The sequence below is a fragment of the Pseudomonas sp. S2_B10 genome, from assembly GCF_054668425.1.
Window position 1 is genome coordinate 3,909,629 of record NZ_CP162768.1, and the last position, 12,787, is coordinate 3,922,415.

At 59.8% G+C, this 12,787-nt stretch carries 10 protein-coding genes and 1 pseudogene; 5 read left to right on the forward strand and 6 right to left on the reverse strand.

Annotated features, from left to right (window positions below):
- Positions 1 to 19: 19 nt before the first annotated feature.
- Entirely contained in the window at positions 20 to 709 is a 690-nt protein-coding gene (locus AB4O45_RS17380; RefSeq protein ID WP_166554532.1) for an ABC transporter permease, read from the reverse strand.
- Positions 710 to 1,158: 449 nt separating this feature from the next.
- Here AB4O45_RS17380 and AB4O45_RS17385 point away from each other — a divergent pair, with 449 nt between their 5' ends.
- From AB4O45_RS17385 to AB4O45_RS17405, 5 genes and pseudogenes are all read left to right on the forward strand, one after another.
- Positions 1,159 to 2,742: a peptide chain release factor 3 gene (locus AB4O45_RS17385; RefSeq protein ID WP_016771727.1), complete on the forward strand. Its 1,584-nt coding sequence runs from the start codon at positions 1,159 to 1,161 to the stop codon at positions 2,740 to 2,742.
- A gap of 322 nt (positions 2,743 to 3,064) precedes the next feature.
- The gene (fic, locus tag AB4O45_RS17390; protein WP_252868795.1) at positions 3,065 to 4,189 is read left to right on the forward strand and encodes a protein adenylyltransferase Fic; all 1,125 of its coding nucleotides are present in this window, start codon (positions 3,065 to 3,067) and stop codon (positions 4,187 to 4,189) included.
- A gap of 12 nt (positions 4,190 to 4,201) precedes the next feature.
- Positions 4,202 to 4,390, forward strand: a pseudogene (prfC, locus tag AB4O45_RS17395) (peptide chain release factor 3); the annotation flags it as partial.
- A gap of 935 nt (positions 4,391 to 5,325) precedes the next feature.
- Positions 5,326 to 6,507, forward strand: coding sequence for an MFS transporter (locus AB4O45_RS17400; RefSeq protein ID WP_460160367.1), 1,182 nt, complete (start codon positions 5,326 to 5,328; stop codon positions 6,505 to 6,507).
- 159 nt (positions 6,508 to 6,666) lie between these two features.
- The gene (locus AB4O45_RS17405; RefSeq protein ID WP_056782908.1) at positions 6,667 to 6,930 is read left to right on the forward strand and encodes a hypothetical protein; all 264 of its coding nucleotides are present in this window, start codon (positions 6,667 to 6,669) and stop codon (positions 6,928 to 6,930) included.
- 207 nt (positions 6,931 to 7,137) lie between these two features.
- Here the strand turns inward: AB4O45_RS17405 and AB4O45_RS17410 are convergent, their stop codons facing one another.
- From AB4O45_RS17410 to AB4O45_RS17430, 5 genes are all read right to left on the reverse strand, one after another.
- Entirely contained in the window at positions 7,138 to 8,118 is a 981-nt protein-coding gene (locus AB4O45_RS17410) for a peptide ABC transporter ATP-binding protein (RefSeq protein ID WP_071174376.1), read from the reverse strand.
- Positions 8,118 to 9,086 carry an ABC transporter ATP-binding protein gene (locus tag AB4O45_RS17415; RefSeq protein ID WP_016771722.1) on the reverse strand — a complete coding sequence of 323 codons (969 nt, stop codon included), beginning with the start codon at positions 9,084 to 9,086 and terminating at the stop codon, positions 8,118 to 8,120. The genes AB4O45_RS17410 and AB4O45_RS17415 overlap by 1 nt, the downstream gene beginning before the upstream one ends.
- Before the next feature lie 10 nt (positions 9,087 to 9,096).
- Positions 9,097 to 10,023 (reverse strand): ABC transporter permease subunit, encoded by a 927-nt coding sequence (locus AB4O45_RS17420; RefSeq protein ID WP_016771721.1) that lies wholly within the window; start codon positions 10,021 to 10,023, stop codon positions 9,097 to 9,099.
- An 11-nt stretch (positions 10,024 to 10,034) separates the two neighbouring features.
- Entirely contained in the window at positions 10,035 to 11,045 is a 1,011-nt protein-coding gene (locus tag AB4O45_RS17425) for an ABC transporter permease subunit (protein ID WP_016771720.1), read from the reverse strand.
- A gap of 73 nt (positions 11,046 to 11,118) precedes the next feature.
- Positions 11,119 to 12,714 carry an ABC transporter substrate-binding protein gene (locus tag AB4O45_RS17430; RefSeq protein ID WP_460160368.1) on the reverse strand — a complete coding sequence of 532 codons (1,596 nt, stop codon included), beginning with the start codon at positions 12,712 to 12,714 and terminating at the stop codon, positions 11,119 to 11,121.
- Positions 12,715 to 12,787 lie beyond the last annotated feature (73 nt).

Sequence of the window (12,787 nt, forward strand, 5' to 3'; positions counted from 1 at the left end):
AATATTCCTTCGCAAAGCCTTAAGACGGGCGCAGACCGCGTTCCAGCCATAGGCGGCTGGCGAGGGTGACCACGCCATCGAGCAACAGCGCCAACAGCGCGGTGCACGCGGCGCCGAGCAGCAGTTGTGGCTGATTGTTCAGGGCGATGCCAGGGAAGATCAGGCTGCCGAGGCTGTTGGCGCCGATCAGGAACGCCAGCGGCGCAGTGCCGACGTTGATCGCCAGTGCGACACGCACGCCACCGACGATGATCGGCACGGCGTTGGGCAATTCGACTTTCCACAGCACTTGGCGCGGCGTCATGCCGATGCCGACAGCGGCTTCTTTCAGCGAGCCCTGAACATTTTTCAGGCCTTCATAGGTGTTGCGCACGATCGGCAACAGCGAGGCGAGGAACAGCGCGAAGATCGCCGGGCCACTGCCGATGCCGAGGATGCCCAGCGCAATCGCGAGCACGGCAAGCGGTGGCACGGTATTGCCGATATTGAAGATTTGCATGAAGCGTTCGGCGCGGCCGACCATGCTCGGGCGGCTGAGGAAGATACCGGCGGGAATGCCCACGACAAGGGCGGCCAGCATGGAAGCGAGGACGAGAATCAGATGAGCTTGCAGGTAAAACAACAAATCGTCGCGGTAGTGTTCGATCGTGTTGATGCCGATCCAGTGGACCAGCAGGGCCAGGAGCGCGATCACCACCGCACCTCCCATCAGCCCTTTGCCATAGCGGATAGCCACAGGCGGACTCCTTTTTTGTAGTCGGCGAGCGCAGTCCCGTGTGGCATGCCAAGCCTTGGCTGCCGGGAGCGTCGTTCGCGAAAAGTAGCCGTTTTTCAGAGCCGGCAAAGCGGTCTGAAAGCGAGCCATGAGCGCAGCCTCGTCAGGCTAACTTGCTGATTTTTCAGCCCCTGACGAAAGTTCGTAACAGGGGATGGACGTCTCCGTGCCTTAAAAGGTTCCCACGTTAGACACTATTTGGCCACCCTGTTGGAGCTGCCGAAGGCTGCGATCTTTTGACTTTGCTGCTGAAAACAAGATCAAAAGATCGCAGCCTTCGGCAGCTCCTACGGGGTTTTGCGCGGCCGAGGGACGGTGGTTCGGCGATCACTTTTTAAGCTATACTCGCCGCCCTTTTTTGAATCACCGCCAGGCGATTTCCCATGACCCAACAGGCCGCCGAAGTCGCGAAACGCCGCACTTTCGCCATTATTTCCCACCCCGATGCCGGTAAAACCACGATCACCGAAAAGCTCCTGTTGATGGGCAAGGCGATTGCAGTGGCCGGTACGGTGAAATCCCGTAAATCCGATCGCCATGCGACATCCGACTGGATGGAGATGGAGAAGCAGCGGGGTATTTCCATTACCACGTCGGTCATGCAGTTCCCCTATCGCGAGCACATGATCAACCTGCTCGACACCCCGGGCCACGAAGACTTCTCCGAAGACACCTACCGCACCCTGACAGCGGTGGACTCGGCCTTGATGGTGCTCGACGGCGGTAAGGGTGTAGAGCCACGGACCATTGCGCTGATGGACGTCTGCCGTCTGCGTGACACGCCGATCGTCAGCTTCATCAACAAACTCGACCGTGACATTCGCGACCCGATCGAACTGCTCGACGAGATCGAAGCCGTTCTGAAAATCAAGGCTGCGCCGATCACCTGGCCGATCGGTTGCTACCGCGATTTCAAGGGCGTGTATCACCTGGCCGACGACTACATCATCGTCTACACCGCCGGTCACGGTCACGAGCGCACCGAAACCAAGATCATCGAGAAGCTCGACTCCGACGAGGCGCGCGCGCACCTGGGCGATGAGTACGAGCGCTTCATCGAACAGCTGGAACTGGTGCAGGGCGCCTGTCACGAATTCAACCAGCAGGAATTCCTCGACGGCCAACTGACCCCGGTGTTCTTCGGTACCGCATTGGGCAACTTCGGTGTCGACCACGTGCTCGATGCTGTCGTCGATTGGGCGCCGCGTCCGCTGGCCCGTGTGGCCAATGAGCGTACCGTCGAGCCGGTGGAAGAGAAGTTCTCGGGCTTCATCTTCAAGATCCAGGCGAACATGGACCCGAAACACCGCGACCGCATCGCCTTCATGCGTATCTGCTCCGGCAAGTACGAGAAAGGCATGAAGATGCGCCACGTGCGCACCGGCAAGGACGTGCGCATCGGCGACGCCCTGACGTTCTTCTCCTCCGAGCGTGAACAGCTCGAAGAAGCCTACGCTGGCGACATCATCGGTCTGCACAACCACGGAACGATCCAGATCGGCGACACCTTCAGCGAAGGCGAAGTCCTCGGTTTCACCGGTATTCCGCACTTCGCCCCGGAACTGTTCCGTCGCGTGCGTCTGCGTGATCCGCTGAAATCCAAGCAGTTGCGTCAGGGGCTGCAGCAGTTGGCGGAGGAGGGCGCGACGCAGGTGTTCTTCCCCGAGCGCAGCAACGACATCATTCTTGGCGCCGTCGGTGTGCTGCAGTTCGATGTGGTCGCCAGCCGCTTGAAAGAGGAATACAAGGTCGAGTGCTCGTATGAGCCGATCACTGTGTATTCGGCGCGCTGGATCGAGTGCGACGACAAGAAGAAGCTTGAGGAGTTTTCCAACAAGGCGGTGGAGAACCTTGCGCTGGATGGCGGTGGTCACCTGACTTACCTGGCGCCGACGCGGGTGAATCTGGCGTTGATGGAAGAGCGCTGGCCGGATGTGAAATTCCGCGCGACGCGGGAGCATCATTAAGGTTTGAGGTGTTTTTCTGAAAGCCCCTGAGGTGTAGGCCTTGGGGGCTTTTTTATGGGCTGCCGGTTTTGGTCTTGGCTTTTGGGCCGAGCATGGTCTGTCTTCATAACGTGCGCTGGGTTGGAGAACAATACGTCGCTTGAAATCCATTTTGAAGACACGACATGCGCACATGTCGTCGTCAGCGACATGAGATCATGACGTGTCGTCAAAATCTCAAAAAAGCGACACGTAGAGCGCACATGTTTACACTGACGCCATAAGGGGGCGCATACAGGTGTCCTTACCTTAATGTTTATCCCAAGGATCAGGCCCTTCATCCATGACCATACACGCACTTCCTTGGACGGCGGACAAGCCGTATAACCAGCTTCCGACCTTACCACCCAAAGCAGAGCTGGAGACTCGAGCAGTGCTCAAGCGCTGCATCGAGGCCCGCACAGCGCTTGCGGAGTTGAAGCAGGCAGCCGAGCTCATTCCGAACCAAACGGTGTTAATCAACACCATCCCATTGCTGGAAGCGAAGGACAGCTCCGAAATCGAAAGCATAGTCACCACCACGGATTTGCTCTTTCAGCACGCCCATGATGGCGAAAATCACGCCGACCCCGCTACTAAAGAAGCTCTGCGCTATCGCAAAGCTCTCCATCATGGCTTCCAGTCTTTGGCCGAACGCCCACTTTCCACTGGTACGGCAGTCGAGATTTGTCGCACTCTCAAAGGTGTGGATATGGACATACGCCGTGTGCCCGGTACTCAGTTAGCCAACGACCGTACAGGTGAGATCATCTACACACCTCCCGAAGGTGAGGATCACCTGCGTGATCTGCTCGCTAATTGGGAACGCTTTCTGCACAACGAGACGGATCTGGATCCACTGGTGCGTATGGCCGTTGGGCATTACCAGTTCGAGGCGATTCACCCGTTTACCGATGGCAACGGCCGTACCGGACGAGTGCTCAATACTCTGTACCTCATTCAAGAAGGTTTGCTGAACCTGCCGATCCTTTACCTCAGCCGTTACATCATCGCGCACCGCGCCGAGTACTATCGATTGCTGCTCGATGTCACTCGCGAGCAAGCATGGGAACCCTGGCTGCTTTACATGCTCAGCGCTGTGGAGGAAACCGCCCGCTGGACCAGCGCCAAAATCGCCGCCATCCGCAGCCTGTCCGAGCACACCACCCAGTTTGTTCGAGAGCAACTACCAAAAACATATTCCCGCGAGCTGGTGGACGTCATTTTCGAGCAACCCTACTGCCGCATCAGCAACGTCGTTGATAAACAGATTGCCCAGCGTCAAGCCGCCTCCCGCTACCTCAAAGAGCTGGTCGCCATTGGCGTTCTGCAAGAAGTGCAGGTCGGTAAGGAAAAGCTGTTCATCCATCCCAGGCTGATGCAATTACTGATTCGCGACAGCAACGACTTCAGGGCCTATGCCTTATAACATCGTTGCGTCTCCAGGCAGTTGCGTCAGGGTCTGCAGCAGTTGGCGGAAGACGGCGCGACGCAGGGGTTCTTCCCGGAGCGCAGCAACGACATCATGCTCAGCGTCGCGCCTGTGCTGCAGTTCAATGTGGTCGCCAGCCGTTTGAAAGAGGAATACAAGGTCGAGTGCTCATATGAGCCGATCACTTTATTCCGCGCGACGCGTGAGCATCATTGAAAGCCCCTGAGGTGTAGGCCTTGGGGGCTTTTTTATGGGCTGCCGGTTTTGGTCTTGGCGGCCTTTGGGCCGACCAGGCTGTTGGGGTTTTGGGTGAATATCCGTTGCTGCGGGGGCTGCGGCTGGCGGTTTCGCCCTTACGGCGAGTCACCTTTTCCAAACGCCGAAAAGGTAACCGAAAAGGCTTGCTCCTGCGTTCGGCCCTCGCAGGCTCGGGTTCCTTCGCTCCGGGACTGATCCGGGCGCAGCGGCTACGGTTTGCTTCGCTGCACCTCCTTCCGCTGTGTTCGACTTCGTCGAACGGTCGCTGCGCTCCCTCGCCCGGATCAATCCCTCCACTCAGCCTTCCGACGTCGCCCGTGGATCAAAAGCAAGATCAAAGGCACTCGAGCTTGCGCTCATTGTTTTGAGTGGGGCGGCTTTGCCGCGTGCAGCTGCGCTGCTTTGCTTTTTTGTGGGAGCGAGCGTGCTTGCGAAAGCGGCCTGACAGCCGGCCTGTTTCTTGAGGTCGTCCCCAATCCAATTGTGGGAGCGAGCCTGCTCGCGAAAGCGGCCTGACAGCCGGCCTGTTTCTGAGGAGGTACGCGGTCAAATTGTAGGAGTGAGCCTGCTCGCGATGGCGGCCTGACAGCCGGCCTGTTTCTTGAGGTCGTCCCCACTCCAATTGTGGGAGTGAGCCTGCTCGCGAAGGCGATCTGCGAGCCGACGATTTTCTGTTTGATGCAATCAATCCAGCTCGGCTGTTGGAGAGTGCGAGCTTGAAAAGCAAGGTCAAAAGTTCTCAGCCTGCGGCATGTCCTACAGCAGGTTGTAGGGCGAATCCTTTTTTTCCTGGTTTTGGTGTGCAGGTGTGCGACAACCGCCGTGTTGATCGTTAGTGTTTCAATCCCTGCAAGTCGTTCGAAGAGGTCAATGGAGTGACAAGTCGGCTGAATCCCCTGTTGCTTCTTAAAGGCTATTTCACCCCCATGGCCTGGGTCCTCGCGGCTCTATTGTTCATCAACCGCCTCAGCGCCATGGTCAAACTCTTCATGGCGTTGTACTTGCGTCAGGAACTGGGGCTGGCGATTGAAACCGTCGGCTGGTTGCTGTCGGCCTATGGCGGGGGGTTGTTGGTCGGTTCGATGCTCGGTGGCTGGCTCAGTGATCACGTGCGCACGGCGCGGCTGACGGCGGCGCTGTTTTTCGTTTCGGTGTGGGTGTTGATGCTGTTGGGGCTGGTGACGCAGGTGCCTTGGCTCGCCGGTTTGCTATTGCTTAGCGGTGTCATCGATGGGGCGATTCGGACGTTGCATCAGCGGTTGATCATGGAGTATTGCCAAGTCGCGCAACGCTCGCGTGCGCAGGCCCTTAGTCGGGTCGCGCGTAATCTGGGCATGGCCGCTGCCGGGGTGGCGGGTGGGGTGTTGGCGCAGGCGGATTTTCGTTGGGTGTTTTTTGCCAGTGCAGCGATGACGATGCTGGCGTTGCTGTGGTTCGTGCGCACAACGTGGCGGCGGCCGGTGCTGGTGGTTGGAGACGAATCCACCGATGGCTCGAGCGTGCCGCTTCGCGACAAGCCGTTCCTCTGGCTGCTGGCGGCGACGGCCGTGCTCGGCATTGCGTTCGACACGGTCTACAGCACGCTGGGCAATTATCTGCGTGATTACTACCACCTTAGCACAGAGGCGATCGGCTGGCAGTTCGGGCTCAATGCGCTGTTGGTGATCGCTTTACAAATCCCGCTATCGCACGCGGTCGAGCGTTGGGGCTCGCGTTGGCAGATGCTCGTTGGCAGTGTCCTGTTGGCCTGTGGGCTGGGCATGTTGCCGTTCGGTTCCGGCTTGGCTTTTGTCTGTCTGTCGACGCTGATCTGGACGCTAGGCGAGGCGCTGTTCATGCCTCCACTGAATGTGCTGGCGATGCACTTTGCGCAGAGCGGCAAGAGCGGTCAGTACTTCGGGCTGTTCTTCATGAGCTGGAGTGCCAGCGCGCTGTTGTCGCCGGTGCTCAGCGGTCAGCTGTATGGCCAGTTTGGCGGGCACAGTGTCTGGTTGATGAGCGCGCTGCTGGTGCTGATTTCCATTCCACTGACCTGGCAGGCCACGCGCGGCGCTTAGCTGATTCGGTTATCGGGGTTATTCGAAAGCAATCTGGCGGTCGATGGCATTTCTGCCTGCGCGGTCGCGTCCTAGGTGGTGAGCCGGTCGGATCGCAACTAGATTTCACACGGAGCCAGTCCGGCAAGCATGTCTTAGCGCAACAGGATGGAGTCGGCCATGAAAAGCAGATTGCTACGGGTTTTGATGTTGTTGAAAGTGATGGTGATGCTATCCCTCGGCACCGCAACGGCGTGGGCCGAGTGCGAGGATCACGAATCTCAGGCGTTCAATGGGCAGGTCGGGCATAGCGGGCTGATGCTGGCCAAATCCGAGTCGGAGCCGGGGGATATGAATCAGGGTGGCAGCGCCGAAGATGATGACTCGACGACCGACGAGCCGGACACCGATGATCCGGGTGACGAAGGCGATAGCCAGACATAGATCGCCGGCCAAAGAAAAACCCCTTCTGCCTCGACTGATGCGCAATGGAGGTGGAAGGGGTTTTGTTATCGCGTGAACTCTTGAATCAACACGAATTCCCTGTGGGAGCGAGCCTGCTCGCGAAAGCGGTTAATCAGTCACCGATGATGTTGACCGAAATGACGCCTTCGCGAGCAGGCTCGCTCCCACATGAGATATTTCGTGGGCCTACGCCGCGCCGTCGAGAAACTGCTCGGCGTAGTGGCAGGCCACCTGCCGATTATCCAGCTCACGCAACAGCGGTTCTTCCGTGCTGCAGCGTTCGGTCGCGTACGGGCAGCGCTTGTGGAAAGCACAGCCCGGTGGCGGGTTCAGCGGGTTGGGCAGTTCGCCGACGATTTTGATTTTCGGCTTGTTCGGGTCCGGGTGGATGGTCGGGGTCGCCGACAGCAGCGCCTGGGTGTAAGGGTGCAGCGGGCGTTCGTAGATGTCGTTCTTCGGACCCAATTCCACCGGGCGGCCGAGGTACATCACCATCACGTCATCGGCCACGTGCTGGACCACCGCGAGGTTGTGCGAGATGAACACGTAGGCGGTGTTGAACTCCTGCTGCAAATCCATGAACAGGTTCAGCACTTGGGCCTGAATCGATACGTCCAGTGCCGAAGTCGGTTCGTCCGCGACCAGCACTTTCGGTTGCAGCATCATTGCCCGCGCCAGAGCGATACGCTGGCGCTGACCGCCGGAGAACATGTGCGGATAGCGCTGGTAATGCTCGGGCCGCAAGCCGACCTGCTTCATCATCGCCTGGACTTTCTCGCGACGTTCGGTGGCCGACAGCTTGGTGTTGATCAGCAGCGGCTCGGCCAGTTGATCACCGATTTTCTGCCGTGGGTTCAACGACGCATACGGGCTCTGAAACACCATCTGCACGTCTTTGCGCAGTTGCTTGCGCTCGGCCTTGTCGGCGCCGGCGACTTCCTGGCCGGCGATCTGCAGCGAGCCCGATGACGGCTCTTCAATCAGCGTCAGGGCGCGGGCGAGAGTGGATTTGCCGCAGCCCGACTCACCCACTACGGCGAGGGTCTTGCCGGCTTCCAGTTCGAACGACACGCCGTTAAGCGCGCGCACGGTGGCGTGGCCCTTGAACAGGCCACGGGAGACTTCGTAGTGACGGGTCAGGTCGCGGGCGGTAAGTACGACGGCCATTACGCCACCTCCTGGTTCAGCGGGTAGAAGCAGCGGGCGAGGCTGTTGGCTTTCGGATCAAGGCCCGGACGCTGGGTGCGGCAGTTGTCCTGCACGTACGGGCAGCGCGGCGACAGCAGGCACCCCTGCGGACGGTCGTAGCGGCCCGGGACGATGCCCGGCAGGGTCGACAGGCGTGAGGCGCCGAGGCTGTGCTCGGGAATCGCCTTGAGCAGCGCTTCGCTGTACGGGTGCGCCGGGATGTCGAACAGTTGCGGCACCTGACCGACTTCCACGGCCTGGCCGGCATACATCACGCAGACGCGCTGGGCCGTTTCAGCCACGACCGCGAGGTCGTGAGTGATGAGCACCAGGCCCATGTTCTGCTCTTTCTGCAACGCCAGCAGCAGATCCATGATCTGCGCCTGAATCGTTACGTCCAGCGCCGTGGTCGGTTCGTCGGCGATCAACAGTTTCGGCTCGCCGGCAATCGCCATGGCGATCGCGACGCGCTGGCTCATACCGCCAGACAGTTGATGCGGGTAGGCGTCCATGCGGCTGGCGGCGCCCGGGATCTCGACCTTTTCCAGCAGTTCGATGGCACGCTTGCGCGCTTGCTTGCCGGACATTTTCAGGTGCAGGCGCAGCACTTCCTCGATCTGGAAACCGACGGTGTAGCTCGGGTTCAGCGCGGTCATCGGGTCCTGGAAGACCATCGACAGGTCTTTGCCGACGATCTGCCGACGCTGACGATTGCTCAGCTTGAGCATGTCCTTGCCGTCGAAGCTGAGCGAGTCAGCGGTGACGATGCCGGGGTGCTCGATCAGGCCCATCAGCGCCATCATGGTCACGGATTTACCCGAACCCGACTCGCCAACGATGGCCAATACTTCGCCTTTGTCGACTTTCAGGTCGAGGCCGTCGACCACCGGAGTCGCGGTCTTGTCGCCGAAGCGGACGTTGAGATTCTTGATTTCTAACAGTGACATTTGAATCTCCTCAGGCGGCGTTCTTGAGTTTCGGGTCCAGCGCATCGCGCAGGCCGTCGCCCATCAAGTTGATTGCCAGCACGCTGAGCAAAATGGTCAGACCAGGCAGGCTCACCACCCACCAGGCGCGTTCGATGTAGTCGCGGGCCGAGGCCAGCATGGTGCCCCACTCAGGGGTTGGCGGTTGTACGCCGAGGCCGAGGAAGCCCAGTGCGGCGGCATCGAGAATCGCCGAAGAGAAGCTCAGGGTTGCCTGCACGATCAGCGGCGCCATGCAGTTGGGCAGCACGGTGATGAACATCAGGCGCGGCAGACCGGCACCGGCCAGACGCGCGGCGGTGACGTAGTCGCGGTTCAGTTCGCCCATGACGGCGGCACGGGTCAGACGCACGTAGGACGGCAGGGAAACCACGGCAATCGCGATCACGGTGTTGATCAGGCCAGGGCCGAGGATGGCGACGATTGCCACGGCCAGCAGCAGCGACGGCAGGGCCAGCATGATGTCCATCAGACGCATGATGGTCGGGCCGACCACTTTCGGGAAGAAACCGGCAAACAGACCCAGCAGGATCCCCGGAATCAGCGACATCACCACCGACGACAAGCCGATCAGCAGCGACAGGCGCGAACCCTGGATCAGACGCGACAGCAGGTCACGGCCGAGTTCATCGGTGCCGAGCAGGAACTGCATCTGCCCGCCTTCGAGCCACGCCGGCGGCGTCAGCAGGAAGTCACGGTATTGCTCGCTCGGATTATGCGGCGCGACCCACGGCGCGAAGATCGCGCAGAAGATGATCAGCAGCATGAACAGCAGGCCGGCAACGGCGCCCTTGTTCTTCGAGAACGCTTGCCAGAATTCTTTGTACGGCGACGGGTACAGCAGGCTCTGATCCACGGCGGACGTGGCGGTGGCTACTGAGGATGTTGGAGTGCTCATGGGTATTGACCTCAGCGCTGATGACGGATGCGTGGGTTGGCAAAGCCGTAGAGGATGTCCACCACGAAGTTGACCAGAATCACCAGGCAGGCGATTAACAGGATGCCGTTTTGCACCACCGGATAGTCTCGGGCGCCGATGGCTTCGATCAGCCATTTACCGATGCCGGGCCAGGAGAAGATGGTTTCGGTCAGGACCGCACCGGCCAGCAGCGTGCCGACCTGCAGGCCGACCACGGTCAGCACCGGAATCAGCGCATTGCGCAGACCGTGCACGAACACCACGCGCGACGGCGACAGGCCTTTGGCCTTGGCGGTGCGGATGTAGTCTTCGCGCAGCACTTCGAGCATCGACGAACGGGTCATCCGCGCGATTACCGCCAGCGGAATGGTACCGAGCACAATGGCCGGCAGGATCAGGTGATGCAGAGCGTCGAAGAACGCGCCGACGTCATCGGCCAGCAGCGTGTCGATCAGCATGAAGCCGGTTTTCGGCTCGATGTCATACAGCAGGTCGATGCGCCCGGAGACCGGGGTCCAGCCCAGGCTCACCGAGAAGAACATGATCAGGATCAGGCCCCACCAGAAGATCGGCATCGAATAGCCCGCGAGGGAGATGCCCATCACCCCGTGGTCGAACAGCGATCCTCGTTTGAGTGCCGCGATCACCCCGGCCAGAAGCCCGAGGATGCCAGCGAACAGCAGGGCGGCCATGGACAGTTCCAGGGTCGCCGGGAAAAGAGAGGTGAACTCGGTCCACACGCTTTCACGGGTACGCAACGACTCACCGAGATCGCCCTGGGCCAGTTTGCCGATGTAGTCCAGATACTGGGCATACAGCGGCTTGTTCAGCCCCAGGCGTTCCATTGCCTGAGCGTGCATTTCGGGGTCGACCCGACGTTCGCCCATCATCACTTCCACGGGGTCGCCCGGAATCATGCGAATCAACGCGAAAGTCAGCAAGGTGATGCCGAAAAACGTGGGGATCAACAACCCCAGTCGGCGGGCAATAAAACTAAACATCTTGTGTGGTACCTCATCAGCCGGTTAGGCGTGTCCGGCGTCCCTCAGGTAAGGGACGCCGGGCGTTTCTTATCTACTTCACCTGGGTGGTGGCGAAGTTATTAGTGGTGAGAGGGCTGATGTGGTAGCCCTCTACATTGTTGCGCATTGCAGTGAACATCCGAGTATGGGCCATGCTGATCCATGGCTGGTCCTGATTAAACAGCACTTGAGCCTGTTCGTAGAGCGCGGCGCGTTCGGCCGGATCTACTTTAGCCCGCGCTTCATCCAGCAGTGCCTGGAATTTCTCGTTGCACCAGCGTGCGTAGTTTTCGCCGTTCTTGGCGGCCTCGCAACTGAGCATAGGCGTCAGGAAGTTATCCGGGTCGCCGTTGTCGCCCGCCCATCCGGCCGAGACCATGTCGTGCTCGCCGGCCTTGGCGCGCTTGAGCATTTCACCCCATTCCATCACGCGGATGTCGATCTTGATCCCGACTTTCGCCAGGTCAGCCTGCATCATCTGCGCACCGAGCATCGGGTTGGGGTTGGTCGGACCGCCGCCGTTGCGGGTGAACAGTGTGAAAGTGGTGCCTTCCGGAACCCCGGCGTCCTTGAGCAGGGCGCGTGCCTTGTCGAGGTCGCGTGGCGGGTTTTTCAGATCATGGTTGTAGCCGAGCAGGGTCGGCGGGTACGGGTTGACCGCCACCGACGCGTTGCCCTTGCCGAACAGCGCGTTGACGTAGGCTTCCTTGTCGAACGCGATGTCGATGGCTTTGCGCACGCGTACGTCGCTCATGTACTTGTGCTGGGTGTTCATGGCGATGTACGAAACGGTCATCGCGTCCAGCTCGTCGACTTTCAGGTTGCTGTCTTTCTTGATGCTCGGGATGTCATCCGGTTTCGGATACAGCGCGACCTGGCACTCGTTGGCCTTGAGCTTTTGCAGGCGCACGTTGTTGTCGGTGGCGATCGCCAGGATCAACGCGTCGGCCGGTGGCTTGCCACGGAAATAATCCGGGTTGGCCTTGAAGCGCACCTGCGCATCCTTGGCGTAGCGCTGGAAGATAAACGGGCCGGTGCCGATCGGCTTGTTGTTAAGATCGCCGGTCTTGTTGGCCTTGAGCAACTGGTCGGCGTACTCGGCCGGGTAGATCGACGAGAACGCCATGGCGATGTCGGCCAGGAACGGCGCTTCGCGACGGGTCAGGGTGAACTTGACCGTGTTGTCGTCGACTTTTTCTACGCTTTTGAGCAGTTCCTTGAAGCCCATGCTTTCAAAGTACGGGAAGCCTACGCTCGACAGTTTGTGCCACGGGTGATTCGGGTCCAGCTGACGCTGGAAGCTCCAGACCACGTCGTCGGCATTCATGTTGCGGGTCGGCTTGAAATATTCGGTGGTGTGAAACTTGACGCCTTTGCGCAGGTGGAACGTGTAGGTCAGGCCGTCTTCGCTGATGTCCCAGGACTCGGCGAGCGCCGGGATCACTTCGGTGGTGCCGGGCTTGAAATCGGCCAGGCGATTGAAGATGGTTTCGGCCACAGCGTCCGCCGTGACTGCAGTTGTGTACTGGACCATATCGAAGCCTTCCGGGCTGGCTTCGGTGCAGACCACCAAGGGTTTGGCCGAGGCGCCGACAGCGACACTCAGCAACGCAGCCGCGATGGCCGCACGTAGGGGAAGCATTTTCATCGATAACCCTCTGCAATCGGTTGAAGACAGAAAACCGAACGGCCGACTCATCATGAGTCAGCCGTCGGTTGGC

Bases quoted from the DNA above. Each gene is read 5' to 3' on its own strand.
- AB4O45_RS17380 (WP_166554532.1), bottom strand. From the start codon at position 709: ATGGGAGGTGCGGTGGTGATCGCGCTCCTGGCCCTGCTGGTCCACTGG.
- AB4O45_RS17385 (WP_016771727.1), top strand. From the start codon at position 1,159: ATGACCCAACAGGCCGCCGAAGTCGCGAAACGCCGCACTTTCGCCATT.
- fic (WP_252868795.1), top strand. From the start codon at position 3,065: ATGACCATACACGCACTTCCTTGGACGGCGGACAAGCCGTATAACCAG.
- AB4O45_RS17405 (WP_056782908.1), top strand. From the start codon at position 6,667: ATGAAAAGCAGATTGCTACGGGTTTTGATGTTGTTGAAAGTGATGGTG.
- AB4O45_RS17410 (WP_071174376.1), bottom strand. From the start codon at position 8,118: ATGGCCGTCGTACTTACCGCCCGCGACCTGACCCGTCACTACGAAGTC.
- AB4O45_RS17415 (WP_016771722.1), bottom strand. From the start codon at position 9,086: ATGTCACTGTTAGAAATCAAGAATCTCAACGTCCGCTTCGGCGACAAG.
- AB4O45_RS17420 (WP_016771721.1), bottom strand. From the start codon at position 10,023: ATGAGCACTCCAACATCCTCAGTAGCCACCGCCACGTCCGCCGTGGAT.
- AB4O45_RS17425 (WP_016771720.1), bottom strand. From the start codon at position 11,045: ATGTTTAGTTTTATTGCCCGCCGACTGGGGTTGTTGATCCCCACGTTT.
- AB4O45_RS17430 (WP_460160368.1), bottom strand. From the start codon at position 12,714: ATGAAAATGCTTCCCCTACGTGCGGCCATCGCGGCTGCGTTGCTGAGT.